Genomic DNA, 26,719 nt, shown 5'->3' on the forward strand with positions numbered 1-26,719 from the left:
GGGGGGCCACCCCCCCACCCCGGGGGGGGGGGGGGGGGGGGGGGGGGGCGGGGGGGGGGGGGGCCGGCCCCCCGGGCCCCCCCCCCCCCCCCGACCGGCGCCTACCGCCCGCTGAACACCGGGCGAACTTTGGCCAGTTCGCCCACTCGGGCGTGTACCTGTCAGTAACCTGATCGGCTGTGACCAGTCGATACAGATCATCCGAGAACGGCGTCCCGGCCACCGTCGGCGCCACTTCCCTCTCCCCGCGCCGACGTACGGTGGTGAAGGCGGCCGCCGCCACCGCGGTGCTCGCCGCGCCGCTGGCCGGGGCGCTGCCGGCGCGGGCCGCGACCGCCGAGGCGCCCGCGTTCCTGCACGGCGTGGCCTCCGGCGACCCGCTGCCGGACGGCGTGCTGCTCTGGACGCGGGTGACCCCGACGCCCGAGGCGATACCCGGCTCCGGTGCCGGGCCGGACACCGAGGTCAGCTGGACCGTCGCCCGGGACCGGGCGTTCACCGACGTCGTCGCGCGCGGCACCACCCTCGCCACCGCCACTTCCGACCACACCGTGAAGGCGGACATCCGCGGCCTGTCGCCCGCCACCGACTACTGGTTCCGCTTCTCCGCCGGCGGGACCGACTCCCCCGCCGCCCGCACCCGCACCGCGCCCGCCGCCGACGCCGCCGTGGGCGGGCTGCGCTTCGGCGTGGTCTCCTGCTCCAACTACGAGGCCGGTCACTTCGCCGCCTACCGCCACCTCGCGGCCCGCGGCGACCTCGACGCCTGGCTGCACCTCGGCGACTACATCTACGAGTACGGCACCGGCGAGTACGGCTCCCGCGGCCGGGCCGTCCGTACGCAGGCCCCCGCCCACGAGATCGTCACCCTCGCCGACTACCGGGTGCGGCACGCCCACTACAAGACCGACCCGGACCTCCAGGCGCTGCACGCGGCGGCACCGGTGGTGGCGATCTGGGACGACCACGAGTTCGCCAACGACACCTGGTCCGGCGGCGCCGAGAACCACACCGAGGGGCCCGAGGGCGCCTGGGCCGCACGTCAGGCCGCCGCGAAGCAGGCGTACTTCGAGTGGATGCCGGTACGTCCCGCGCTGGCCGGCACGACCTACCGGCGGCTGCGCTTCGGCAAGCTCGCCGATCTGTCGCTGCTGGACCTGCGCTCGTTCCGGGACCAGCAGGTCTCCGTCGGCAAGGGCGAGGTCGACGACCCCGACCGCACCCTCACCGGCCGGGCCCAGCTGGACTGGCTGAAGGCGGGCCTGAGCGCGTCGGACACCGCCTGGCGGCTGGTCGGCACCTCGGTCATGATCTCGCCGTTCGCCGTCGGGGCGCTGCCCGCGAGCCTGCTGAAGCCGCTCGCCAAGCTGCTGGGCCTGCCGCAGGAGGGCATCGCCCTCAACACCGACCAGTGGGACGGCTACACCGACGACCGCCGGGAACTCCTCGCCCACCTGCGGACGAACGGCATCCGCAACACCGTCTTCCTCACCGGCGACATCCACATGGCATGGGCCAACGACGTGCCGGTGAACGCGGGAACCTACCCCGCCTCCCCGTCCGCCGCCACGGAGTTCGTGGTCACCTCGGTCACCTCCGACAACCTCGACGACATCGTCAGGGTGTCCGAGGGCACCGTCTCCGCCGTCGCCTCCCCGCTGATCCGCGCCGCCAACCGGCACGTGCGCTGGGTCGACACCGACCGCCACGGCTACGGCGTGCTGGACCTCACGGCCCAGCGCGCGCAGATGGACTACTACGTGCTGGCCGACCGCGCCGACCGGAACACCACCTCGACGTGGGTCCGCTCGTACCGCACGCTCACCGGCACGCAGAAGGTCGAACGCGTCCACACCCCGGTCTGACCGGCCCCGGCCGGGGTACCCGGCCGGGTTCAGTCCTGGAGCGTGTCGAGGAAGCCGAGCGCCACCCGCCAGGTGGCCTCGGCGGCCTCCGCGTCGTGGTCCGGCAGGTCCGGGTCGGTGTAGAGGTGGCCCGCGCCGGGATAGCGGTACACCTCGATGTCGGCGCCGGCCCGGCCCAGCTGGAGGTACCAGGCGCTGAGCCAGTCGTCGGTCTCGAACGGGTCGGGCTCGGCGACGTGCAGCTGCACCGGCAGCTCGTCCACCGAGGCGTTCGCGGCGATGTCCGAGGTGCCGTGCAGGAGCAGCAGCCCGCGGGCCTTGTCGTCGCCCAGGGCGAGGGTCTGCGCCACGGAGGCGCCGAAGGAGAACCCGGCGTAGACCAGGCCGCGCTCGGAGTAGGGGGCGGCGGCCAGGACCGCCCGCTTGAGCAGCTCGTCCTTGCCGACCTCCTCCTTGTGGGCCGTGCCCTCCTCGACCGTCTCGAACGTGCGGCCCTCGAAGAGGTCCGGCGTCCACACCTCGTGTCCCGCCGCGCGCAGCCGGTCCGCGGCTTGCCGCACGGCGGGCCTCAGGCCGTAGGTCGAGTGAAAGAGCATGATGTTCATGGGGCCATGGTGCCAGCCGGTCCGACCGCGGCGGTGCCCGGCGGGACGCGGAACCGGACGTATGTCACAGGTTCACGCGGGCCCGGGCCGGTTAGGTTCGCAGACATGGATGACGTGCTCCGCCCGCTGATCGTGGTCGGCGGTTCGGTCCTGCTGACGCTGCTGCTCGGCTGGGCGACCGACCGTCTGCTGCGCAAGGCCGACGAACGCCACCACGACACTCCGTTGTGGGGGCTGCTGCGCCGTGCCCGCGTTCCCTGGCAACTGGTGCTGTGTGCCGCCCTGCTCAGAGCGTCCTACGTCGAGGCGCGGGTGTTCCCCGATCACCGGGAGAGCGTCGGCAGGATCCTGACCCTGGTCCTCATCGGATCGACCGCCTATCTGGTGATCAGGATCGCGGCGGCGGTCGTGGAGACCACCTACACCCGCTACGCCAACGCGCAGTACCACCGCGATCCGGCCCGGGTGCGCCGGGTGCGGACCCAGGTCACCCTGATCCGGCGGGTGGTGTCGGCGGTGGTCGGGGTGGTGGCGGTGGCCGCGATGCTGCTGACCTTCCCCGCGATGCGCGCCGCCGGCGCCTCGCTGCTGGCCTCGGCCGGAATCCTCGGCATCGTCGCCGGTGTCGCCGCGCAGTCCACGCTGGGCAACATGTTCGCCGGGCTGCAGATCGCGTTCGGCGACATGGTGCGCATCGGTGACACGGTGGTGGTCGACGGCGAGTGGGGCACGGTCGAGGAGATCACCCTCACCTTCCTGACCGTGCGCACCTGGGACGAGCGCCGGATCACCATGCCCGTGTCCTACTTCACGTCGAAGCCGTTCGAGAACTGGTCGCGCGGCACACCGCAGATGACCGGCACCGTGTACTGGCACTTCGATCACCGGGCCCCGCTGGAGGCGATGCGCGAGCAGCTGCGCGACATCCTGCGGGAGTGCCCGGCCTGGGACGGCCGGGCCTACAACCTGACCGTGACGGACACCACGCCCACCACCATGGAGGTGCGGGCCCTGGTCACCGCCAAGGACGCCGACGACATCTGGACGGTCCGCGTCACGGTCCGCGAGCAGATGATCCGCTGGCTGGCCGCCGAACACCCCTACGCCCTGCCGCGGGTGACCACGGCGGGCGCCCCGGAGGTTCCGGAGACCGGCGCGGACGGCCACCGCGGCACGGCCCGGGTGCCGGCCGCACGGCGCCCGCGCCTGTCCAGGAAGGACGGGTGAGGACGTGGGCGGGGAGGTGACGGCCCCGCTCAGTGGCCGCGTTCGGCGCCGCCGTTGACCTGGATGATCTGCGAGGTGATGTGCCCGGCGCCCGGGGAGGCGAGCCAGTGCAGCGTCGCGGCCACGTCCCCGGGCGTGCCGACCCGCCCGGTGGACGTCTCGGCCGCCAGCCGGGCCCGGTGCTCCTCGTCGATGCCGTCGCCGAAGAAGGCGGTGTCCTCGACGTAGCCGGGCGCGACCACGTTCACGGTGATGCCGTGCGGGCCGAGCCGCCGGGCCAGGTCGTGCGCGTAGGGGTGCAGTCCCGCCTTGGCCGCCGCGTAGGCGACCTGGCCGGAACCGCGGTAGGCGGCGATGGAGCTGAGGAACAGGACCCGCCCGCCGGGCTCGGCGAGCCGGTCCCGCAGCGCCTCGGTGAGCAGGACGGCGGTGAGCAGGTTGAGGCGGAAGTTGACCGTCCAGTGGCGGGCGACGGCGTCCAGCGGGTCGTCGTCGTCGGCCCGCGGTTCGAGCAGCCCGTTCCCGCCAGCGCTGTGGATCAGGACGTCCACGGCGCCGAACTCCCGGCCCACGAAACCGGCCACGCCCCGCACCGCCTCCGGGTCGGCCAGATCGGCCGCGTGGGTCAGGGCGCCCGGCACCCCCGCCCGCTCCAGCACGTCACCGCGCCGCCCGAGCAGCAGCACCCGGTCCCCGTCCGCGGCGAACGCCCGTGCCGCCGCCAGCCCGATCCCCGTACCGCCCCCGCTGATCACCACGTTGCGCGTCATGCCCCGACCCTACGAACGGAACGGGCCCCGGCGTCGGCGCGCCGCACGGGACACGCCCGCCGGTGCGCGGCTCACCGCAGGCTGCGCACGTCCAGGTGGCGCAGGACGCGGTCGACGACCTCCGGGTGGGCGCCCGCCTCGCTGCGCGCGGCCAGCACCTCGTGCCGGGCGGCGCTGAGCAGTTCCTGCTGGATGCGCCGGATCCGCTTGGCCCGGCGGGCGCGCTGCCGGTGCGCCTCGCGCCGTTCCTCGTCGGCCAGGTCCGGGCTGATGCGCACCCCGATGTCGAACGCGGTGCGCTGCATCTGCTCGGACAGCTCCTCCGTCAGCTCCTCGGACTCCTCCAGTTCCCGCAGCCGCTGCTTGGCCGCCTTGGCCGCCCGGACGGCGAGTTCGCGCTCGTAGGCCTGCTCCCGTGCGGTGTCGGCCCTGACGTCCAGCCGGCGGACCAGCCAGGGCAGGGTCACCCCCTGGAGCAGCAGCGTCGCCATGATCACGCCGAACGCGATGAAGATGATCTCGCTGCGTCCGGGGAACGGCTCCCCGGACTCCGTCTCCAACGGGATGGCGAGCGCCAGGGCGACGGAGGCCACGCCGCGCATGCCCGACCACCACATGACCACGGTCTCCCGCCAGCCGAGGGGGATCTCCTCACCGGTGTCGCGGGCGGCGTGCAGCCGTTTCGTCAGCCAGGTCGCCGGCAGCAGCCAGGCGAGGCGGACCAGGACCACGACGGCCACCACGGCTCCGGCCCAGCCGAGCAGTTCGCCCCAGTGGCCGTCCGCGGTGTCGACGGCGTTGTGGAGTTCGAGGCCGACCAGACCGAAGGCGATGCCGGTGACGAGGGTGTCGACGACGTTCCAGAAGGCGTGCCCGGCGAGCCGGGTCATCACGGCGTCGGCGTCGGTGGCGTACTCCACCAGGAACAGGGCGGCGGTGAGCACCGCGAGCACCCCGGAACCGTGCATCTCCTCGGCGAGGACGTAGGCGGCGAAGGGCACCAGCAGGCTCAGGGCGATCTGCAGGGTGGCGTCGCCGAGCCGGTCCATCAGCCGGTTGGCGGCCCAGCCCAGCGCCAGTCCGACCGCGACCGCCACCACCGCGGACAGGACGAGGTCCAGCCCGGCCTCCCAGACCGAGAAGGAACCGGTGACGGCGGCGGCGATCGCCACGTGGTAGAGCACGATGGCGGTCACGTCGTTGAACAGGCCCTCGCCCTCCAGGATCGACACCAGGCGGCGGGGCAGGCCGAGCTTGCCGGCGACGGCGGTCGCCGCGATGGGGTCGGGCGGTGCCACCAGCGCGCCGAGCGCGACCGCGGCGGCGATCGGCAGGCCCGGCACGATGGTGTGCGCCACGGCGGCCACGAAGAAGGTGGTGACGAAGACGAGCGCCACCGCGAGCAGCAGGATGGGCCGGACGTTGGCCGCGAACTGCCGCCAGGAGGTGCGGCGCACGGCCGCGTACAGCAGGGGCGGCAGCAGCAGCGGCAGGATCAGGTCGGGCGGGACGTCCACGTTCGGGACGAAGGGCAGCAGGGCCAGGACGATGCCGAAGACCGTCATCAGCACCGGCGAGGGCAGTCCCAGCCGGTCCGCCACCGGGACGCTCACCACGGCCGCGAGCAACAGGGCGAACAACAGGGCCAGCTGATCCACGGTCACTGCTCCGGGGCGGGTCGACGGTCTGGGCTGTCCGGCACGAGCGCGAGCAGGTCACCACCCTGCCACGTCGCCGCCCGCGGGCCCCGGCTGCGCCGGACTCCCTACAGGGCGCGCCGCATGGCCCGGTGCGGCATCCCCGCGTCCGCGAACTCCGGTCCGTACGCCTCGTACCCCAGTCGCCGGTAGAAACGCAGGGCGTGCGTCTGGGCGTGCAGGTCGACGGCGGTCAGCTCGCGGGCACGGGCCGCGTCCTCCAGGGCGCGCACCAGGGCGGCCCCCACGCCCAGGCCGCGCGCCTCGCGGAGCACCGCCAGCCGGCCGAGCGAGCCGACCTCCGGGCCGCCGCCGGTGCGCTCCGCGGCGGCCGGGCCGTGCAGCAGCCGGCCGGTGCCCAGCGGCCGGCCGTCCGCGCCGACCGCCAGCACGTGCACGGCACCGGCGTCGTGGGCGTCGTACTCGATGTCCTCGGGGACGCCCTGCTCGGCGACGAAGACCTCCTTGCGCACCGCGAAGCACGCCTCCCGGTCGGCGTCGTCCACCGCCTCGCGGACCGTGGTGCCCGCGGTCGTGCCCGTCACGCGTAGGTCTCCTCCCGGACCTTGTCCAGCGCCTGCTGGAGGTCGTCCGGGTAGTCGCTGGCGTACTCCACCCACTGCCCGTCACCGGGGTGCTCGAAGCCGAGCCGCACCGCGTGCAGCCACTGGCGGGTCAGTCCGAGCCGCTTGGCGAGGGTGGGGTCGGCTCCGTACGTCAGGTCGCCGACGCAGGGGTGGCGGTGGGCCGCCATGTGCACGCGGATCTGGTGGGTGCGCCCGGTCTCCAGCTTCACGTCGAGCAGGGAGGCGGCGCGGAACGCCTCGATCAGGTCGTAGTGCGTGACGGACGCCTTGCCCTCGGCGGTGACCGCCCACTTGTAGTCGTGGTGCGGGTGCCGGCCGATCGGGGCGTCGATGGTGCCGCTGGTCGGGTCGGGGTGGCCCTGGACGAGCGTGTGGTAGCGCTTGTCGACCGTGCGCTCCTTGAACTGGCGCTTGAGCGACGTGTAGGCGTACTCCGACTTGGCGACGACCATGAGGCCGGAGGTGCCGACGTCCAGGCGGTGGACGATGCCCTGGCGCTCGGCGGCGCCGGACGTCGAGATGCGGTACCCGGCGGCGGCGAGGCCGCCGATCACCGTCGGCCCCGTCCACCCCGGCGAGGGGTGCGCGGCGACCCCGACCGGCTTGGCGATCACCACCACGTCGTCGTCGTCGTGGACGATCACCATGCCCTCCACGGGCTCGGCGACGACCTGCACCGGCGCGGGGGCCGCGGGCATCTCGACCTCGAGCCAGGCGCCGCCGCTGACCCGCTCCGACTTGCCGACCACCGATCCGTCGACCGTGACCTTCCCCGCGGCGGCGAGTTCGGCCGCCTTGGTCCGGGAGAAGCCGAACATGCGGGAGATGGCGGCGTCGACGCGCTCGCCCTCCAGGCCGTCGGGCACGGGCAGGGTACGGATCTCGGGAAGCGTGCTCACGCGTCGAGTATGCCGGACCCGGGCGCCCGGCCCGTACGCGCGTTCAGTCCTTGTGGACGGTGCCGTCCGGGTCGAGGCCCCGGAACGACAGCAGCACGATCAGGATGCCGCCGCACACGATCGCCGAATCGGCCAGGTTGAACACGGCGAAGTGCTTCGGCGCGATGAAGTCGACGACCGCGCCCTGGAAGACCCCCGGGGAGCGGAAGATCCGGTCCGTGAGGTTGCCGAGGGCACCGCCGAGCAGCAGGCCGAGCGCGATCGCCCAGGGGAGGCTGTACAGCTTCCGGGCCAGCCGGATGATCACCACGATCACCACGGCGGCGATCGCCGTGAAGATCACGGTGAAGGCCTCGCCGAAGCCGAAGGCGGCGCCCGCGTTGCGGATCGCCTCGAACCTCAGCCAGTCCCCGACGATCTCGATCGGCTCGTGGTGCTCCAGCTTCGCGACCACGATCATCTTGCTGATCAGGTCGAGGGCGTAGGCGAAGGCGGCGACGGCGAACAGCACCATCACCCGCCGCCTGCCCCGGGGACGCCCGGCCTCCTCCGGCGCCTCGGCGTCCCGGGCATCGGCCCGTTCCTGCCCGGCGTGGGCCTCCTCCGGCGCCTCGGCGTCCCGGGCATCGGCCCGCTCCTGCCCGTCCCGGCCGGCGTCCGGGGATTCCGGCGTACCGATGATGCGCTCCGCCTCTGCCACGTGAGTCCCTCAACCTAGGTACCTGACTGAGGACGAGGGTACGACACGCCGTGCGCGGGCCACCTGCTCAGTCGGCATCCGGGGCCCGGCCGGCCTCCGCCCGCTCTCCGGCCGTTCGCGGCCCGCGGTCCGGCCGGCCGCCGCCCGGCCCGCGGTCAGAAGCGCCGCTCCTGCTTCTGCTTGCACTCCACGCACAGGGTGGCCCGCGGGAACGCCTGCATGCGGGCCTTGCCGATGGGGTTGCCGCAGTTCTCGCACAGGCCGTAGGTGCCGGTGTCCAGGCGCTGCAGGGCGTGCTCGGACTGGGTCAGCATCTCGCGCGCGTTGGCCGCCAGCGCCAGCTCGTGCTCCCGCGTGATGTTCTTGGTGCCGGTGTCGGCCTGGTCGTCGCCCGCGCCGTCCCCGGAGTCCCGCATCAGGCCGGCCAGGGACCGCTCCGAGGAGGAGATCTCCTCGCGCAGCCGCAGCACCTCGGACATCAGCCCGGCCCGTGCCTCCTCGACCTCCTCCGGCGTCCAGGGCTCCTCGCCTGGGCGCACCGCGAGATCGCCGGGCTCCGCCGCGCCGATCCGTGCCTTGGGTACGGCGGTCGTGGCCGCCGTGGCCGTGCCAGGAGTCTTCTTAGCGCCCACCGTCGTCGCTCCCGTCTGCGGTGCGGTTCCGTCCGCGTCCGCGTCAGTGGCCGTGCCGCGCCCGGCCGTGTCGTGTGTGCCCCCGCCGTCCCCGGTGGCGTCCTCGCCCTTGCCCTTGCGGGTGGCGTCCTCGCCCTTGCCCTTGCGGGTGGCGTCCTCGCCCTTGCCCTTGCCCTTGCGGGCGGCGGTGCCGTCCCCGGCGCCCGCGGCCTTCCGGCCGGAGGTCCCCCGCCTGCCCGTGGCCGACCGCTTTCCGGCCGGCTTCCCGCCCGCTTCCGTCGCGGTGTCGGCGCCGGCCTCACCGGTGCCCGCTGTCGCCTTCATGCCCGTGCCTGCCTTCCCGCCCGCGGCCCTCCCGCCGTCCGCGGCCGATGTGCCGTTCGCGCCCGTGCTTCCCGCGGGTGCCCCGGATCCGGGGGACGCCTTCCCACCCGCCGCCTTCTTCCCGGCGGTCGCCTTCCGCTCGCCCGCCTTCCTCCCCGCGGTCGCCTTCGCGCCCGCGGCGGTCCGCGCCCCACCGGCCGCCTTCCGTCCCGCCGGCCCCGTTCCCCCGGCCTGCTCCGGGTCCTTCGCAGCTCCGGTGTCCTTCGCCTTCCCCCGGCCCTTCGCCGCCCCGGAGGCCTTCGCCCCGGCGCCCTCGGCCGCCGCCCCGGCTCCCTTCGCCGTCCCGGCGTCCACGTCCGCCTCCGTCCCCCCGCCCGCGTCCGGCGCACGGGCGCCGGCCCCGGCGCTCCTCCCGGCCGCCCGGCCCGCAGCCGACCCGCGGGCGGTCCGCGCCGCCGTCTTCCGCGCCGGGTCCGTCGCCCGTGCCGCCGCCCGCTTCCGCCCGGCTCCACCGTCGGCAGCGTGCCCGGCGTCGCCGGACGCCGACTGCTGTACGGCGGTCTTCTTCGCCACCATGGCCGCGGCCCCTTCACATTTTGTGATCTTGCGCGCAAATCGTGCTGGGACGATAAATCGACCCGCCTCCCGCGGCAACGGGGCGCACCGCCCGATTCCCCCGCCCCGCCGACACCGCGCGGCGAGCCTGCATGCGTTGTGCCCAGCTCCCCGCCGGGTATGCCGCCCGGACCCGCCTCCCGGGATCCCGGACGGCACGGGTCGCCATTCGGGGCATGCCGGACGTCACGGTCGCGGAGAAACCGGTCGGCCGCCGTCCACCGGGCGCCGTACACTGGGCGCAGCGAAAAGCGTGGATGGGGACGAGTAGCGGCGTAGGCAGCCCAGAGCGACCCGGGGACGGTGTGAGCCCGGGGGCGAGCGCGACGTGAAGATCACCCCGGAGCCGCCGGAAGAAAGCCGCAGCGAGCAGCCGCGGCGAGTAGACCCGGCATCGCGACCCCAATGAGGGGGCTCACCGGCGCACACGACGCACCGGGGGGCCAAGGAGGGTGGTACCGCGGGAGCGCGCCGACGGCGCAGAGACACGGCTCTCGTCCCTCCGGACGGAAGGCAGCAAGTCCGCCGGAGGAAGCCCGCTGATGACAACGCCGACGTACCGCCCGGTACCCGCCCAGGTCGACCTGCCCGCGCTCGAACACGCGGTGCTCGACTTCTGGCGCGAGCAGAAGATCTTCGCCAAGAGCCTGGAGCAGTCCCAGGGCCGCCCCGAGTGGGTGTTCTACGAGGGCCCGCCCACCGCCAACGGCATGCCCGGCGCCCACCACATCGAGGCCCGCGTCTTCAAGGACGTCTTCCCGCGCTTCCGCACCATGCGCGGCTACCACGTCGGCCGCAAGGCGGGCTGGGACTGCCACGGCCTGCCGGTCGAGCTGGCGGTGGAGAAGGAGCTGGGCTTCTCCGGGAAGCAGGACATCGAGGCGTTCGGCATCGCCGAGTTCAACGCCAAGTGCCGCGAGTCGGTGACCCGGCACACGGACGCCTTCAGCGAGCTGACCCACCGCATGGGCTACTGGGTCGACCTGGACGACGCCTACCGCACCATGGACCCCGAGTACGTCGAGTCCGTCTGGTGGTCGCTGAAGGAGATCTTCGGCAAGGGCCTGCTGGTACAGGACCACCGCGTGGCCCCCTGGTGCCCGCGCTGCGGCACCGGCCTGTCCGACCACGAGCTGGCCCAGGGCTACGAGACGGTCGTCGACCCGTCCGTCTACGTCCGCTTCCCGCTCACCTCCGGCCCGCTGGCCGGCGAGGCCGCACTGCTGGTGTGGACGACCACGCCGTGGACGCTGGTGTCGAACACCGCCGTCGCCGCCCACCCCGAGGTCACCTACGTCGTCGCCACGAACGGTGAGGAGAAGCTGGTCGTCGCCGAGCCGCTGGTCGCCAAGGCGCTCGGCGAGGGCTGGGAGCCGACCGGCGAGAGCTTCACCGGCGCCGACATGGAGCGCTGGACCTACCGGCGCCCCTTCGAGCTGGTGGAGTTCCCGAGCGGCGAGGGAACCGACGGGCAGGGCTCCCAGCCCGCGCACTACGTCGTGAACGCCGACTACGTCACCACCGAGGACGGCACCGGTCTGGTCCACCAGTCCCCCGCCTTCGGTGAGGACGACCTCAGGGTCTGCCGCTCCTACGGCCTGCCCGTGGTGAACCCGGTCCGTCCCGACGGCACCTTCGAGGAGGACCTGCCGCTGGTCGGCGGCGTCTTCTTCAAGAAGGCCGACGAGAAGCTCACCGAGGACCTCGACGCCCGCGGCCTGCTCTTCCGGCACACCCCGTACGAGCACAGCTACCCGCACTGCTGGCGCTGCCACACCGCACTGCTCTACTACGCGCAGCCGTCCTGGTACATCCGCACCACGGCGATCAAGGACCGGCTGCTGGAGGAGAACGAGAAGACCAACTGGTTCCCCGACTCCGTCAAGCACGGCCGGTACGGGGACTGGCTGACCAACAACATCGACTGGGCGCTGTCCCGCAACCGCTACTGGGGCACCCCGCTGCCCATCTGGCGCTGCGCCGAGGACCACCTCACCTGCGTCGGCTCGCTCGCCGAGCTGACCGAGCTGACCGGGCGGGACCAGTCGGGCCTCGACCCGCACCGCCCGTACATCGACGAGGTCACCTTCGCCTGCCCCGAGGACGGCTGCGGCGGCACGGCCACCCGCGTGCCGGAGGTCATCGACGCCTGGTACGACTCGGGCTCGATGCCGTTCGCGCAGTGGGGCTACCCGTACAAGAACAAGGAACTGTTCGAGTCCCGCTACCCGGCGCAGTTCATCTGCGAGGCCATCGACCAGACCCGCGGCTGGTTCTACACGCTGATGGCGGTCGGCACCCTGGTCTTCGACAAGTCCTCCTACGAGAACGTCGTCTGCCTCGGGCACATCCTCGCCGAGGACGGCCGCAAGATGTCCAAGCACCTGGGCAACATCCTGCAGCCGATCCCGCTGATGGACCAGCACGGCGCGGACGCGGTGCGCTGGTTCATGGCGGCCGGCGGCTCCCCCTGGGCGGCCCGCCGGGTGGGCCACGGCACCATCCAGGAGGTCGTCCGCAAGACCCTGCTCACGTACTGGAACACGGTCGCCTTCCAGGCCCTGTACGCCCGTACGTCCGGCTGGGCGCCGTCCGAGGCCGACCCGGCGCCCGCCGACCGCCCGGTGCTGGACCGCTGGCTGCTCTCCGAACTCCACGCGCTCACCGGCCAGGTGACCGAGGCGCTGGAGGGGTACGACACCCAGCGCGCCGGCAAGCTGCTCTCGGCGTTCGTCGACGACCTGTCCAACTGGTACGTGCGCCGCTCGCGCCGCCGCTTCTGGCAGGGCGACAAGGCCGCGCTGCGCACGCTGCACGAGGTGGTGACGACGGTCACCCAGCTGATGGCCCCGCTCACCCCGTTCATCACCGAGCGGGTCTGGCAGGACCTGGTGGTCCCGGTCACCCCGGGCGCCCCGGAGTCGGTGCACCTGTCGTCCTGGCCCGAGGCGGACCCGGCCGCGGTCGACCCCGAGCTGTCGCGGCAGATGGTGCTGGTGCGCCGCCTGGTGGAGCTGGGGCGGGCGACGCGTGCCGAGTCGGGGGTGAAGACGCGTCAGCCGCTCGGCCGCGCCCTGGTGGCCGCGTCCGGCTTCGCCGCGCTCTCCCCCGAACTGCACGCGCAGATCACCGAGGAGCTGAACGTCCAGTCGCTGGCGTCGCTGTCCGAGGTGGGCGGCTCGCTGGTGGACACCACGGCCAAGGCCAACTTCCGCGCGCTCGGCAAGCGGTTCGGCAAGCGCGTCCAGGACGTCGCCAAGTCGATCGCGGCCACGGACGCCGCCGCGCTGTCCCGGGCGCTGCGCGAGGGCACCGCCTCGGTGGAGGTGGACGGGGAGACCGTCACCCTCGCGCCGGACGAGGTGATCATCACCGAGACCCCGCGCGAGGGCTGGTCGGTGGCCTCCGACGCGGGTGCCACGGTCGCCCTGGACCTGGAGATCACCGAGGAGCTGCGCCGGGCGGGCCTGGCCCGGGACGCGATCCGGCTGATCCAGGAGGCCCGCAAGAACAGCGGCCTGGACGTCGCCGACCGCATCGCGCTCCGCTGGACGGCCGAGGACCCCTCGACGGTCGCCGCGCTGGAGGAGCACGCGACCCTCATCGCCGACGAGGTCCTGGCGACGGACTTCGCGCGAGGTGAGGCGGACGACACGTTCGGCACGCCGTTCACCGACGAGGGCCTGGCCCTGACGTTCCGCCTGCGCCGGGTGTGATCCACCGGACGCGTCCCGCGCCGAGGGTGCGGGACGCGTCCCCCCGTGCGCGGACCGGACCGGCCGACGGCCGGTGCGCGCACCGCCGGACCACCGGGCACCCGGACCACGACCACGGGGCTCGGCCGGACCGCCGGGCGCCGCCGGACCGGAGCGCATCGCCGGACCGCCGGGCACCTCACGAACCCCCGGCCACCCCGCACGGACGGCACGGACGGCACAGACGGCACAGACGGCACGGCACACGAACACCGAAGGGCGGGCCCCGGAATCACCCGGGTCCCGCCCTTCGGCGTTGCGTACGTCGGACACGGAGTCCGCACCCGAACACACGTCGCGCGGACCCGTGGACCGCGCAGCACGAGGGCGGGGCCCCGGTCGGTGAAGACCGGGGCCCCGCCCTGAACGCTGCCGAGCGCTACGCCGTACTCATGGCCACAGGGGCCGTCAGTTGTCGTCCTCGTCGATGAGGAAGCCGCGCATCGGCGAGGGAGCCTGGCCCATCGGGCCCGGACCCTGCGGACGCACCGGCGCCATCGGCTGGGTCATCGCCGGCTGCATCTGCTGCTGGCCGCCGCCGTAGGACGGGCCACCGGACTGGCCGGGACCGCCCATGGGCTGGTTGCCGCCGTAGGACGGCGCACCGGCGCCGGCCGGGGCCATCGAGGGCGCCGGGGACGGCGGCAGCGACGGAGCGGCGCTCGCGGGCTGACGCGGCGGGGCGAGCGAGTCGTCCGCCTGGGTCTCCAACTGGCGCAGCTGCGACTCCAGGTAGGACTTCAGCCGGGTGCGGTACTCGCGCTCGAAGCCGCGCAGGTCCTCGACCTTGCGCTCCAGCGTGGCGCGGGCGGACTCCAGGGAGCCCATCGCGACGCGGTGCTTCTCCTGCGCGTCCCGCTCCAGGGCGTCGGCCTTGGCACGGGCGTCCCGCTCCAGGCCCTCGGCACGCGAACGCGCCTCGCCCACGATCTTGTTGGCCTCACTGCGGGCCTCCGCGATCGCCTGGTCGGCGGTCTGCTGCGCCAGCGACAGCACGCGCGCGGCGCTGTCGCCGCCGGGGCCGCCCTGCTGCGGGAGACCGGGAGGACCGCCCATGGGGCCGCCCATCGGGCCGCCGTGGCCCATCTGCCCCTGCATCGGGCCGCCCTGGCCCATCGGTCCGGGACCCTGACCCATCGGGCCGGGACCCTGCGGACCGCCCTGACCGCCGGGGCCGGCGGGCAGCTGCGGAGCGCCGCTGGGCAGCTGCGGCGGGCCCCCCATGGGGCCGCCCATCTGCTGCTGCGGCGGGCCCGATATGCCGGCGGGCACCGGTGCGCCGGGACCTCGCATGCCCTGCTGGGGCATGCCCTGGGGCGGACCCTGGGGTGGCCCCTGCTGGTCCTGCTCCGGTGGTTTGCGCATGTTCTGCTGGTTCTGCGCGGCGGCGCGCGTGGCCGCGGCCAGCTTGGCGCGCAGGTCCTCGTTCTCGCGCAGCAGGCGCGTCAGTTCGGCTTCGACCTCGTCGAGGAAGGCATCGACCTCGTCCTCGTCATAGCCTTCTCGGAGGCGGACGGTCGTGAACTGCTTGTTCCGCACGTCCTCGGGGGTCAACGGCATCTCTTCACCTCAGCGTAGTCATCGGCAGTCGGCAGGCCCATGTCGTCCACAGTCACCTCAGTGCATTGCCCACGATGGTGATCAGGATGTAGACGATGATCATCAATACGAAGAAGGACAGGTCGAGCGCCACGCCCCCGAGACGCAGCGGCGGGATGAACCGCCGCAACAGCTTCAGCGGTGGATCGGTGACAGTGTAGGTGGCCTCCAGGACGACCACCATCGCCTTGCCGGGTTGCCATGAGCGGGCGAACTGGAAGACGTAGTCCATGACCAGACGGAAGATGAGGACGATCAGGAACACCATCAGCGCGATGTAGATCACCTGCAAGAACACGCTCATGGCCTGTCTGTTCCCTCTCCCCTGTGTCCCGCTTGTCCGGTCTCACGTCTCAGCTCTGGTTGAAGAACCCGCCCTCTGCGATGCGGGCCTTGTCCTCCGCCGTGACATCGACGTTAGCAGGCGACAACAGGAACACCTTCTGCGTCACCCGCTCGATGCTGCCGTGAAGACCAAACACCAAACCGGCCGCAAAGTCGACAAGTCGCTTCGCGTCTGTGTCATCCATCTCAGTGAGATTCATGATCACCGGAGTGCCCTCACGGAAGTGTTCCCCGATGGTACGGGCCTCGTTGTAGGTCCGGGGGTGAAGTGTGGTGATCCGGTAAGGCTCTCGTTCCGACACGACCTTGGGCATGATCACCGGTGCGTTCTTCTCCAGGCTGGCGCGTTCTTGTGTGATGGATGCCACGGGCGCGATGCGCGCCGGGCGTGCCGATTCCGCGGGCAGCGAAGCGGCACGGGCGACCGGTTCACGGGGGGCGGGCGGCTGCACGACTCGTACCTCTTCGTCCCTTTGGGGCTGAAGTGAGCCGTGTGACGCGTGCGACGGCTCGTGCCGTCGGCGGTCCCGCTCGGGTTCCGGGTCGAGTTCGGGTTCAAAGTCGTCGTCTGGGTCGAATCCGCGGCCGTCGTACCCATCGTCCTCCACGAGGCCGAGGTAGACCGCCATCTTGCGCATCGCGCCGGCCATGCTTCGAGTCCTCCGCTCTGTGGTGGATCCGCTGACGACCGCCAAGTGCCCGCGATCCACGAGGTCTTTTACCCCCGCTGTCCGGCGGTATTGACCATATTTTCTGCTGTGGTCCGACTTCTTGGCGACGTTACCCGAGCGCGGGGCGGACTCCGAGTACCGCACTGCCGACGCGTACATGTGTCGCCCCGGCGGCCACGGCCTGTTCGAGGTCCGAGCTCATCCCCGCGGAGACCATGGTGGCAGCCGGATGGGCCGTGCGCAGGTCCGTCGACAAATCCATCAACCGATCGAACGCCGCCTGTTGACGCCCGGCGTACTCGCCGGTGAGCGGGGCGACGGTCATCAGGCCGTCGAGCCGCAGCCCTTCGGCCCCCGCGACCAGGTCGGCCAGCTCCGCGATCCCGCCGGGGGCGACCCCGCCGCGCTCGCCCCGGGCGGCCTCGCCCGCGTCCAGCGCGACCTGGATCAGGCACCCGACCTCACGCCCGGAGCGCACCGCCTCCTTGGAGAGCGCGGTCACCAGCCTGGCCCGGTCGACGGACTGCACCATCTGTGCGTAACCGACCACCGAGCGGACCTTGTTGGTCTGCAACTGACCGACGAAGTGCCACGTCAGCGGCAGGTCCGCGCACGCGGCGGCCTTGGGGGCGGCATCCTGGTCCCGGTTCTCGGCCACGTGCCGCACACCGAGTTCCGACAGGATCCGCACATCGCTCGCGGGGAAGGTCTTGGTGACGACGATGAGGGTGACCTCGTCGCGCGCACGTCCGACGGCGGCGCACGCGGCAGCGATCCGCTTCTCCACATCCGCCAGGTTGGCGGCGATTTCCTGCTTACGGTCCGTCATGCCCCATCAGTCCAGCCACACATAGCCCGCGAGCCGACCCGTGGTGCGGTCGCGGCGGTACGAGAAGTGATCATCCGACTCCAGCGTGCACACCGGGGACTGCTCTCGCTCGCGCACCCCGAGCCGTTCGAGCTGCGCGTGCACGCCCGCGCCCACGTCGACCGCCGGCGTGCCCCAACTCGTCTCGGCGTACGCCGAGGGCTCGACCGCGGCGACCTCGTCGCGCATCGGCCCGGGAACCTCGTAGCACCGGCCGCACACGGCCGGCCCGGTGCGGGCGACGATCCGGGCCGGGTCGGCGCCGAGTCGGGTCATGGCCCGCACGGCGGCCGGGACCACCCCGGCGACCAGGCCGGGCCGCCCCGCGTGGGCCGCCGCGACGACACCGGCCACCGGGTCGGCGAGCAGCACCGGTACGCAGTCGGCGGTGAGCACGGCGAGGGCGAGGCCCCGCCGTACGGTGACGACCGCGTCGACCTCGGGGACCGGGCGGTCGCCCCAGGGCTCGTCGACGACGGCCGTGCCGGCCCCGTGCACCTGGTTCATCCAGACCACGCGGGCCGGGTCCAGGTCCAGCCGCTTCGCGACCGCCTCCCGGTTGGCGCGGACGGCGCCGGGGTCGTCGCCGACCGCACCGCCGAGGTTGAGCTCCTCATACGGAGCGGCGCTCACCCCGCCCCACCGGTCGGTGAAGGCGAAGTGCGCGCCGCTCACGCTCTCGCGCGGACCTATCACTTCAGGAAGTCCGGTACGTCCAGCTCCTCGGCCGCGCTGTCGGCGTAGGTCCGGGACGGGGGCACCGGCGGCTGGGCGATCGGCAGGTCGGTGACCGGTTCCGGAGCGACCGGCTCCGGGTCCTCCTTCGGCGTGACGCTGCCGAGGGAGCCGAAGGACGGGCGGCTCTCGGGCCGGCCGGCCGGGGCGGGCTCCTCGCGCTTGGCCGAGGTCGAGCCGAGGACGTTGTCCCGCTTGGCCGGCGGCTGACCGCCGTCGAAGCCCGCCGCGATCACGGTGACCCGGACCTCGTCGCCGAGGGCGTCGTCGATCACGGCACCGAAGATGATGTTGGCCTCGGGGTGGGCGGCCTCGCTCACCAGCTGGGCGGCCTCGTTGATCTCGAACAGACCGAGGTCCGATCCGCCGGAGATCGACAGCAGCACGCCCCGGGCGCCGTCGATGGACGCCTCCAGCAGCGGGGAGGAGATCGCCATCTCGGCCGCGGCCACCGCGCGGTCGTCGCCGCGGGCCGAGCCGATGCCCATGAGGGCCGAACCGGCCTCGGACATGACCGACTTGACGTCGGCGAAGTCGAGGTTGATCAGGCCGGGGGTGGTGATGAGGTCGGTGATGCCCTGGACGCCGGAGAGCAGGACCTGGTCCGCCGACTTGAAGGCGTCGAGCACCGAGACCTGGCGGTCCGAGATGGACAGCAGCCGGTCGTTGGGGATGACGATGAGGGTGTCGACCTCTTCGCGGAGTTCGGCGATGCCGTCCTCGGCCTGGTTCGCGCGCCGCCGCCCCTCGAAGGTGAACGGGCGCGTGACCACGCCGATGGTGAGGGCGCCGAGCGAGCGTGCGATGTTGGCGACGACGGGTGCGCCGCCGGTGCCGGTGCCGCCGCCTTCGCCGGCTGTCACGAAGACCATGTCGGCCCCCTTGAGGACCTCCTCGATCTCCTCTCGGTGGTCCTCGGCGGCCTTGCGGCCGACAGCCGGGTTGGCTCCGGCGCCGAGTCCGCGGGTGAGTTCGCGGCCGACGTCCAGCTTGACGTCGGCGTCGCTCATCAACAGAGCTTGCGCGTCGGTGTTGATGGCGATGAACTCGACGCCCTTGAGACCGACCTCGATCATCCGGTTGATGGCATTGACACCACCGCCGCCGACACCGATGACTTTGATGACTGCGAGGTAGTTCTGCGGTGCTGCCACGTCGAAGGCCTCTCGCCTCGAGTTACGTGTCGCCGCCTCACGGCCTTGCCGCGATCCGACGACTGATGCCGATGGGGACGGTCCGTATCGCCGACCCGAACCCTAACGTTGAAGTTTAGGGTTACCAGTGTGTCTGTTCCCTGGAGTCTTCTGAACAGGACACTAAGTCGACAAGTGGCGCACGTTCAACGAACACGCCGAACCTCCCGTTTTTCTTTTCACCCTATGTGATCAGGCGTAGCGCTGCCCAACCAGGGTGCTGGCCTGCACGGATACCCGTCAACTCCCTGATGACGCCGGAGCGGTGGGGACACTCACGTCGAAGTGCCGTGCGTCCGGGACGGCTTTCATGAGAGCGGTGAGCGTGCGGGCCTTGTCGGGCCCCTTCTCGCTGCTCCCCCAGGCGACCGTCCGCCCGTCCTTCAGCTCCAGCGAGACGGCGTCGTAGGAACGGACCTTGACCGTCCGGGTGTCGCGGGCCACCGACGCGGGCAGGTCGCGGGCCACCCGGACCGCCTCCCGCACCAGCCGGTCCTCGCCGAAGCGGCGCAGGCTCGCGGCCGCGTTGCCGCGCCGGGGAAGGTCCAGGTCGAGCTCCGGGACACCGCGGGGGGCCTTGCTCACCGTGGCGAACCGGACGCCCTCGTCGTCCACTTCGACGAACTTCCCGCCCTGGTGCACCAGCAGGACGGGGGTGCGTTCGGTCACCCTCAGCTGCAGGCCGTGCGGCCAGGAGCGCACCACGTCCACGGTGTCGATCCGGGGCAGTTCACGGGTCAGGCGGGCCTCGACCGCCCCGGTGTCCACGGAGATCAGCGGCCCGCCGAGGGGGACGTCGGCCGCCTCGCGCACCTGCTTCGGCGTCAGGACCCGGGTGCCGGTGACGGACACCTTCTCCAGCCGCGCCAGATCGGATCCGTACAGCAGCCAGAAGCTGCCGCTGCCGAGGAACGTGAGGGCGATGCCGAGCAGGACGAGCAGACGCAGGCGCCTCAGGCCGAGGCGCCGTACGGGCGGCGGGCCGGACGACTCCCGCTGGCGTTCACCGCGCTCGGCGGTCGTCGATCCGGCCACGCTGCCTGCCTTCCGTCATACGCGTCTAACGGGGCGCACGGGCGGCGATCGCCTCGTACACCATGCCGACGAGCAGGTCGTCGGCGTCCCGGCGGCCGAACTCGGCGGCGGCGCGGGACATCTCGTACAGCCGGTGCGGGTCGGCCAGCACGGGCAGCACGTTCTGCTGCACCCACTCGGGGGTCAGCTCCGCGTCGTCGACCAGCAGTCCGCCGCCCGCCTTGACCACCGGCTGGGCGTTCAGCCGCTGTTCGCCGTTGCCGATGGGCAGCGGGACGTAGGCGGCCGGGAGTCCGACGGCGGAGAGTTCGGCGACGGTCATCGCGCCCGCGCGGCAGAGCATCATGTCGGCCGCGGCGTACGCGAGGTCCATCCGGTCCAGGTAACTTACCGGGATGTACGGGGGCATCCCCGGCATCTGCTGCACCTGCGGCAGTTCGTTCTTCGGGCCGACCGCGTGCAGGATCTGGATCCCGGCCTGCTGGAGCCAGGGGGCGACCTGCTGGACGACCTCGTTGAGCCGGCGGGCGCCCTGCGAGCCGCCGGAGACCAGCAGCGTGGGCAGGTTGGGGTCCAGCCCGAAGGCGGCCCGGGCCTCGGGCCGGACGGCCGCCCGGTCCAGGGTCGCGACGGCACGGCGCAGCGGGATGCCGATGTAGCGGGCGTTGCGCAGCTTGCTGTCGGGCGTGGACACCGCGACCTGGGCCGCGTACCGCGAGCCGATCTTGTTGGCCAGTCCCGGGCGCGCGTTGGCCTCGTGGACGACGATCGGCACGCCGAGCCGCTTGGCCGCCAGGTAACCGGGCAGCGCCACGTAGCCGCCGAAGCCGACCACGGCGTCGGCCTTGGTGCGCTCCAGGATCTGCTCGGTGGCCTTGATGGTGCCGCGCAGCCGGCCCGGCACGGTGATCAGCTCGGGCGTGGGCTTGCGCGGCAGCGGAACGGCCGGGATCAACGCCAGTTCGTACCCGCGCTCGGGTACCAGGCGGGTCTCCAGGCCGCGCTCCGTGCCCAGGGCCGTGATGCCCACGCTCGGATCCTGCCTGCGCAGGGCGTCCGCGAGGGCGAGCGCGGGCTCGATGTGGCCCGCGGTTCCTCCGCCGGCGAGTACGACATGCACCGAAATTCACCGCTCTCCGGACGGACGCGCCCCCGGGGCACGCCGTCGCATCGTGTTCCATCTCCGGGGGCGCTGAGTACCCCCGGCCCGCTTTCTACCAAAGCGGGGTTGCCGCATCGCAAGCGCCGCCCGCGCAGCGGGCTCGTCGCGCGCGAAGGCGATCAGCAACCCGATGGCGAACATGGCCGGCAGCAGGGCGGACCCCCCGTAGGAGAACAGCGGGAGGGGGACGCCGGCGATCGGCAGCAGCCCGAGGACCGCACCGAGGTTGATCACGGCCTGGGCCGTGATCCAGGTGGTCACGCCTCCCGCGGCATACCTCACGAAGGGGTCCTCCGTGCGTCCGGCCACGCGGATACCCGCATAGCCTAGAGCGGCGAACAGGGCGAGCACCGACAGCGTCCCCGCCAGGCCCAGTTCCTCACCGGTGACGGCGAAGATGAAGTCGGTGTGGGCTTCTGGCAGTTGTCCCCATTTCTCCACACTCGCGCCCAGCCCGGAGCCGAAGATCCCGCCGGATGCCAGGGCGTAGATCCCGTGCACCGCCTGCCAGCAGTCCACCGGCCCTGCCTGGGGCTCGGTGGCGCCGAGGCAGGCGAGGCGGGCCATGCGGTTGGGGCTGGTCCGGATGAGGACCGCGCCGATCAGCGCGGCGACCGACAGGACGCCGACGAACAGCCGGGTGGGGGCGCCGGCCAGCCACAGCAGGCCGAAGAGGATGGCGGTGAGGATGATCGCGGTGCCCATGTCGCCGCCGATCATGATCAGCCCGAGCAGCACGAACGCGGCCGGGACGAGCGGCACCAGCATGTGCTTCCACTGGGTCAGCAGCCGCTTGTCGTGCTTGCGGGCGAGCAGGTCCGCGCCCCACAGCACCAGGGCGAGCTTACCGAACTCGCTGGGCTGGATCTGGAAGGAGCCGCCGAGGGCGATCCAGTTCTGGTTGCCCTTGACCGCGACCCCTATCCCGGGCACCTGGACCAGCACCATCAGGAAGACCGCGCCCGCGAGGATGGGGTAGGCCAGCGCGCGGTGCAGCCGTACCGGCATCCGGGACGCCACGAGCAGCAGCACCGTCCCGATCGCGGCGGCCAGCAGCTGCTTGCGGAAGAAGTACGAGCCGGGCAGCGACATCTGCAGCGCGGTGATCTGGGAGGCCGAGTAGACCATCACCAGACCGAGCACGGTGATCAGCGAGCTGCCGCCCAGGATGAGGTAGTAGGCGGTCAGCGGACGGTCCCAGGCACGCCGGGCGCGCTGGTGGAGGGCGAGCACCGGGTTCTCGCGCCGGGGGCGGCCCGCCTCGGCGGGGCGGGGGCGGGCCACGGGGGGCCCGCCGGTGCGGCTACCGGGCATCGCGGCCCCCGTGGTGTCCCGGACGGCCGGCCTCCGCCGCCCGGCCGCCCGGCGGGCGGACGCGGCACCGGCCTCCCGGCCCGGTCGCGGGGCGGCGACGGCCGGAGCCGGCCGGATCCGCACAACAGGCCCTCGACGGTCCCACGCGTCCCTCCCAAGGTCGCCCGGCGCAGGCGGCCGGGTCAGGCGCCGAGTTCGCGCACCGCCTGGGCGAACGCCTCACCGCGCCGGATGTAGTTGGCGAACATGTCCATCGAGGCGCAGGCCGGGGCCAGCAGCACCGTGTCGCCGGGCCGTGCGAGCCGCCGCGCCTCCTGGACGGCCTGGAGCATGGCCCCAGTGTCGGTCCGGTCGAGGTCGACCACGGGTACCTCGGGGGCGTGTCGCGCCAGGGCTTGTCGGATCAGGGCGCGGTCCGCGCCGATCAGGACGACGCCGCGCAGCCGCCGGGCGGCGCCCGCGACCAGTTCGTCGAAGGTGGCGCCCTTCGCGAGGCCGCCGGCGATCCACACGATCGGGTCGTAGGACGCCAACGAGGCTTCGGCCGCGTGGGTGTTGGTGGCCTTGGAGTCGTCGACGTAGGCGACGCCGTCCACGTCGGCCACGTGCGCGATGCGGTGGGCGTCCGGTGTGAAGGCCCGCAGTCCGTCGCGCACCGCGCTCGCCGGGACGCCGTAGGCGCGGGCGAGGGCCGCCGCCGCGAGGGCGTTGGCGATGTTGTGCGGGGCGGGCGGGCGGACGTCGGAGACCTCGGCGAGTTCCTGGGCGCTGCGGTGCCGGTCCTCGACGAAGGCCCGGTCGACGAGGATGCCCTCGACGACGCCGAGTTGGGAGGGCGCGGGCGTGCCGAGGGTGAAGCCGACGGCGCGGCAGCCCTCCTCGACGTCGGCCTCGCGGACCAGGTCCTCGGTGGACGGCTTGCCGGTGGCGTCCGCGTTGTAGACGCAGGCGACCCGGTTGCCCTCGTAGACGCGGCCCTTGTCGGCGGCGTACGCCTCCATGGAGCCGTGCCAGTCGAGGTGGTCCGGGGCGAGGTTGAGCACGGCGGCGGAGTGGGCGCGCAGCGAGGGCGCCCAGTGCAGCTGGTAGCTGGACAGCTCGACCGCCAGGACGTCGTACTGCTCCTCGCCGGTCACCGCGTCGAGCAGCGAGACGCCGATGTTGCCGACGGCGGCCGTGCGCAGGCCCGCCGCCCGGAGGATGGCGGCGAGCATGCGCACGGTGGTGGTCTTGCCGTTGGTGCCGGTGACCGCGAGCCAGGGCGCGGCGTCCGGGCCGCGCAGCCGCCAGGCCAGTTCGACGTCGCCCCATACGGGGACGCCTGCCTGCTCGGCGGCGGCGAACAGCGGCTTGTCCGGCTGCCAGCCGGGCGCGGTGACGACGAGGTCGGTGCCCTCGGGCAGGGTGTCGCCGTCGCCGAGGCGGACGGTGACGCCGAGCTGCTCCAGTTCGGCCGCCTGGGCCCGGGCGCGCTCGTCGTCGCCGTCGTTGACGACGGTGACGTGGGCGCCCAGGCCGTGCAGCACCTTCGCCGCCGGGACGCCGGAGACGCCGAGCCCGGCGACGGTGATCCGCCGGCCCTGGAAGTCGGTAGGCCCCGAGGAGGTCACTTGTCCGCTGCCCATCCCGCGTAGAAGAGGCCGAGTCCGACGATCACACAGATGCCCTGGATGATCCAGAAGCGGACCACCACCAGGACCTCGGACCAGCCTTTGAGTTCGAAGTGGTGCTGGAGTGGCGCCATGCGGAAGACCCGCTTGCCGGTGAGCTTGAACGAACCGACCTGGATGACCACCGACATGGTGATGAGGACGAACAGGCCGCCGAGGATGGCGAGCAGCAGCTCGGTGCGGGAGCAGATCGCGAGACCCGCGAGCACGCCGCCGAGCGCCAGCGAACCGGTGTCGCCCATGAAGATCTTGGCCGGCGAGGTGTTCCACCACAGGAAGCCCAGGCAGGCGCCCATCAGGGCGGCGGAGACGACCGCCAGGTCGAGGGGGTCGCGCACCTCGTAGCAGGCGCCCGGGTTGGTGAGGGTCTGCGCGTTGGCGCAGGACTCCTGGAACTGCCAGACGCCGATGAAGGTGTAGGCGCCGAAGACCAGGACGGAGGCGCCGGTGGCGAGGCCGTCCAGACCGTCGGTGAGGTTCACGCCGTTGGACATGGCGAGGATCATGAACAGCGCCCACACCACGAACAGCACCGGGCCGATGCTCCAGCCGAAGTCGGTGATGAACGACAGCTTGGTGGACGCCGGGGTGTTGCCGCGGTTGTCGGCGAACTGCAGCGCCAGGACCGCGAAGGCGATGCCGACGATCAGCTGGCCGGCCATCTTCGCCTTGGCCCGCAGGCCGAGCGAGCGCCGTTTGACGATCTTGATGTAGTCGTCGAGGAAGCCGACCAGGCCCATGCCGACCATCAGGCCCAGCACCAGCAGGCCGGAGAACGTCGGCCCGGCGTCGACGTCCTCGTCCAGGTAGCCGGTGATCATCTTGGCCAGGAAGTACGCGATGACCGTCGCCAGGATGAAGGCGATGCCGCCCATGGTGGGCGTACCGCGCTTGCTGGCGTGCTCGCGCGGGCCGTCGTCGCGGATGTACTGGCCGTAGCCCTTGCGGGCCAGGAGCTTGATCAGCAGCGGGGTGCCGACCAGCGTCAGGAAGAGGCCAATGACTCCCGCGAACAGGATCTGCTTCATCATCGGGCGGCAACCTCACCCTCGGCACCGGTCCCGACGAGCGCCTGCGCCACGCTCTCGAGCCCGACCGAACGGGACGCCTTCACGAGTACGACGTCTCCCGGGCGCAATTGACTGCGCAACAGGTCGACCGCCGCCTGTGCGTCGGACACGTGCACCGACTCCTCACCCCACGAACCCTCGTTATATGCGCCCAGTTGCAGCCAGGCGGCTTCCCTGCCCCCGACCGCGACGAGCTTGTTGACGTTGAGCCGGACGGCGAGCCGTCCGACCGCGTCGTGCTCGGCGAGCGCCTCGTCCCCGAGCTCGGCCATCTTGCCGAGCACCGCCCACGTGCGTCCCCCTGCGGCCCGGGAGGCCCTGCCCATGGCTGCCAGGGCGCGCAGGGCGGCCCGCATGGACTCGGGGTTCGCGTTGTAGGCGTCGTTGACGACCGTCACGCCGTCCGGTCGCTCGGTGACCTCCATGCGCCAGCGGGAGAGGGAGCCCGCCTCGGAGAGCGCACGGGCGATCTCGTCTGCGGACATGCCCAACTCGTGGGCGACGGCGGCCGCGGCGAGCGCGTTCGACACGTGGTGCTCACCGTACAGGCGCATGGTCACATCACTTGCACCGGAGGGTGTGTGAAGCCTGAAGGAGGGCTGCCCACTGTCCGTGAGTCGCACGTTCTCGGCGCGTACGTCCGCTTCGCCGGACTCTCCGAAAAGGAGCACCTTCGCCTTCGTTCGGGAGGCCATGGCGCGCACCAGGGGGTCGTCCGCGTTGAGGATCGCGGTGCCGTCCGCAGGCAGGGACTCCACGAGTTCGCCCTTGGCCTCGGCGATCTGCTCGCGCCCGCCGAACTCCCCGATGTGCGCGGAGCCGACGTTCAGGACGAGTCCGATCCGCGGGGGCGTCAGACCGGTGAGGTAGCGGATGTGGCCGATGCCGCGCGCGCCCATCTCCAGGACCAGGAACCGGGTCTCCTCGGTGGCGGTGAGCGCGGTCAGCGGCAGCCCGATCTCGTTGTTGAGCGAGCCGGGGGTGAAGACGGTCGGCGCCTTCTGCCGGAGCACCTGGGCGATGAGGTCCTTGGTGCTGGTCTTGCCGGCGGAGCCGGTGAGGGCGACGAGGGTGGCGCCGAGGCGCCGTACGACGTGCCGGGCGAGGGCGCCGAGGGCGGCCTGGACGTCGTCGACGACGATGGCGGGCACGCCGACCGGGCGGGAGGCGAGCACGGCCGCCGCACCCGCCTCGACGACCGCCGCGGCGAAGTCGTGGCCGTCGACGCGTTCCCCGACGAAGGCGACGAAGAGGCTGCCGGGGCCCGCCTCCCGTGAGTCCCGGACGACCGGTCCGGTGACCTGGACGGACGGATCCGGTATGTCGTGCGTCTGCCCGCCGACGACTTCTGCGATCTCGGCGAGGGAGAGGGCGATCACAA

Annotated in this window: 22 protein-coding genes; 3 read left to right on the forward strand and 19 right to left on the reverse strand. The window is 72.6% G+C overall.

Going from position 1 to position 26,719, the window contains the following annotated elements; translation table 11 throughout:
* Positions 1-179 precede the first annotated feature (179 nt).
* The gene (locus AB0F01_RS01250) at positions 180-1,865 is read left to right on the forward strand and encodes an alkaline phosphatase D family protein (protein WP_362089025.1); all 1,686 of its coding nucleotides are present in this window, start codon (positions 180-182) and stop codon (positions 1,863-1,865) included.
* A gap of 29 nt (positions 1,866-1,894) precedes the next feature.
* Here AB0F01_RS01250 and AB0F01_RS01255 read toward each other — a convergent pair whose 3' ends face one another.
* Positions 1,895-2,470: a dienelactone hydrolase family protein gene (locus AB0F01_RS01255; protein WP_362089026.1), complete on the reverse strand. Its 576-nt coding sequence runs from the start codon at positions 2,468-2,470 to the stop codon at positions 1,895-1,897.
* 105 nt (positions 2,471-2,575) lie between these two features.
* On the opposite strand from AB0F01_RS01255, the gene AB0F01_RS01260 reads away from it, so the two are divergent.
* Entirely contained in the window at positions 2,576-3,697 is a 1,122-nt protein-coding gene (locus AB0F01_RS01260; protein ID WP_362089027.1) for a mechanosensitive ion channel domain-containing protein, read from the forward strand.
* Positions 3,698-3,726: 29 nt separating this feature from the next.
* On the opposite strand, the gene AB0F01_RS01265 is transcribed toward AB0F01_RS01260, so the two are convergent.
* The 6 genes from AB0F01_RS01265 to AB0F01_RS01290 form a co-directional block, all read right to left on the reverse strand.
* Positions 3,727-4,467 (reverse strand): SDR family oxidoreductase, encoded by a 741-nt coding sequence (locus AB0F01_RS01265; protein WP_362089028.1) that lies wholly within the window; start codon positions 4,465-4,467, stop codon positions 3,727-3,729.
* A gap of 71 nt (positions 4,468-4,538) precedes the next feature.
* Entirely contained in the window at positions 4,539-6,125 is a 1,587-nt protein-coding gene (locus AB0F01_RS01270) for a Na+/H+ antiporter (RefSeq protein WP_362089029.1), read from the reverse strand.
* 107 nt (positions 6,126-6,232) lie between these two features.
* Positions 6,233-6,709: a GNAT family N-acetyltransferase gene (locus AB0F01_RS01275; protein ID WP_362089030.1), complete on the reverse strand. Its 477-nt coding sequence runs from the start codon at positions 6,707-6,709 to the stop codon at positions 6,233-6,235.
* Positions 6,706-7,650, reverse strand: a complete 945-nt coding sequence (locus AB0F01_RS01280; RefSeq protein ID WP_362089031.1) for an RluA family pseudouridine synthase — start codon at positions 7,648-7,650, stop codon at positions 6,706-6,708. Before AB0F01_RS01280 ends, AB0F01_RS01275 begins: the two co-directional genes overlap by 4 nt.
* Positions 7,651-7,693: 43 nt before the next feature.
* Entirely contained in the window at positions 7,694-8,350 is a 657-nt protein-coding gene (gene lspA, locus AB0F01_RS01285; protein WP_362089032.1) for a signal peptidase II, read from the reverse strand.
* 155 nt (positions 8,351-8,505) lie between these two features.
* Positions 8,506-9,306 carry a TraR/DksA family transcriptional regulator gene (locus AB0F01_RS01290; RefSeq protein WP_362089033.1) on the reverse strand — a complete coding sequence of 267 codons (801 nt, stop codon included), beginning with the start codon at positions 9,304-9,306 and terminating at the stop codon, positions 8,506-8,508.
* 1,157 nt (positions 9,307-10,463) lie between these two features.
* Here AB0F01_RS01290 and ileS point away from each other — a divergent pair.
* Complete coding sequence (gene ileS / locus AB0F01_RS01295; protein ID WP_362089034.1) at positions 10,464-13,637, forward strand: isoleucine--tRNA ligase; 3,174 nt, start codon at positions 10,464-10,466, stop codon at positions 13,635-13,637.
* Positions 13,638-14,084: 447 nt separating this feature from the next.
* Here ileS and AB0F01_RS01300 read toward each other — a convergent pair whose 3' ends face one another.
* The 12 genes from AB0F01_RS01300 to murF form a co-directional block, all read right to left on the reverse strand.
* A complete protein-coding gene (locus AB0F01_RS01300) occupies positions 14,085-15,236 on the reverse strand; it encodes a DivIVA domain-containing protein (RefSeq protein ID WP_362089035.1) in 1,152 nt (383 codons plus the stop codon).
* 52 nt (positions 15,237-15,288) lie between these two features.
* Positions 15,289-15,579: a YggT family protein gene (locus tag AB0F01_RS01305; protein WP_362089036.1), complete on the reverse strand. Its 291-nt coding sequence runs from the start codon at positions 15,577-15,579 to the stop codon at positions 15,289-15,291.
* Between the two features lie 49 nt (positions 15,580-15,628).
* Complete coding sequence (gene sepF / locus AB0F01_RS01310; protein ID WP_362089037.1) at positions 15,629-16,270, reverse strand: cell division protein SepF; 642 nt, start codon at positions 16,268-16,270, stop codon at positions 15,629-15,631.
* A gap of 130 nt (positions 16,271-16,400) precedes the next feature.
* Positions 16,401-17,120, reverse strand: a complete 720-nt coding sequence (locus AB0F01_RS01315; RefSeq protein WP_362089038.1) for a YggS family pyridoxal phosphate-dependent enzyme — start codon at positions 17,118-17,120, stop codon at positions 16,401-16,403.
* A 6-nt stretch (positions 17,121-17,126) separates the two neighbouring features.
* A complete protein-coding gene (gene pgeF / locus AB0F01_RS01320; protein WP_362089039.1) occupies positions 17,127-17,855 on the reverse strand; it encodes a peptidoglycan editing factor PgeF in 729 nt (242 codons plus the stop codon).
* Positions 17,852-19,048, reverse strand: a complete 1,197-nt coding sequence (ftsZ, locus tag AB0F01_RS01325) for a cell division protein FtsZ (RefSeq protein ID WP_362089040.1) — start codon at positions 19,046-19,048, stop codon at positions 17,852-17,854. The genes pgeF and ftsZ overlap by 4 nt, the downstream gene beginning before the upstream one ends.
* Positions 19,049-19,327: 279 nt before the next feature.
* Positions 19,328-20,122, reverse strand: a complete 795-nt coding sequence (locus tag AB0F01_RS01330; protein ID WP_362089041.1) for an FtsQ-type POTRA domain-containing protein — start codon at positions 20,120-20,122, stop codon at positions 19,328-19,330.
* 25 nt (positions 20,123-20,147) lie between these two features.
* Complete coding sequence (gene murG / locus AB0F01_RS01335) at positions 20,148-21,242, reverse strand: undecaprenyldiphospho-muramoylpentapeptide beta-N-acetylglucosaminyltransferase (protein ID WP_362089042.1); 1,095 nt, start codon at positions 21,240-21,242, stop codon at positions 20,148-20,150.
* A 6-nt stretch (positions 21,243-21,248) separates the two neighbouring features.
* A complete protein-coding gene (gene ftsW / locus AB0F01_RS01340) occupies positions 21,249-22,598 on the reverse strand; it encodes a putative lipid II flippase FtsW (protein ID WP_362089043.1) in 1,350 nt (449 codons plus the stop codon).
* A 182-nt stretch (positions 22,599-22,780) separates the two neighbouring features.
* Positions 22,781-24,223: a UDP-N-acetylmuramoyl-L-alanine--D-glutamate ligase gene (gene murD / locus AB0F01_RS01345; RefSeq protein ID WP_362089044.1), complete on the reverse strand. Its 1,443-nt coding sequence runs from the start codon at positions 24,221-24,223 to the stop codon at positions 22,781-22,783.
* Entirely contained in the window at positions 24,205-25,296 is a 1,092-nt protein-coding gene (mraY, locus tag AB0F01_RS01350; RefSeq protein WP_362090170.1) for a phospho-N-acetylmuramoyl-pentapeptide-transferase, read from the reverse strand. Before mraY ends, murD begins: the two co-directional genes overlap by 19 nt.
* Complete coding sequence (gene murF / locus AB0F01_RS01355) at positions 25,296-26,717, reverse strand: UDP-N-acetylmuramoyl-tripeptide--D-alanyl-D-alanine ligase (RefSeq protein WP_362089045.1); 1,422 nt, start codon at positions 26,715-26,717, stop codon at positions 25,296-25,298. Before murF ends, mraY begins: the two co-directional genes overlap by 1 nt.
* Between the last annotated feature and the right edge of the window lie 2 nt (positions 26,718-26,719).

The organism is Streptomyces sp. NPDC029526 (assembly GCF_040637405.1).
Taxonomy (GTDB): Bacteria; Actinomycetota; Actinomycetes; order Streptomycetales; family Streptomycetaceae; genus Streptomyces.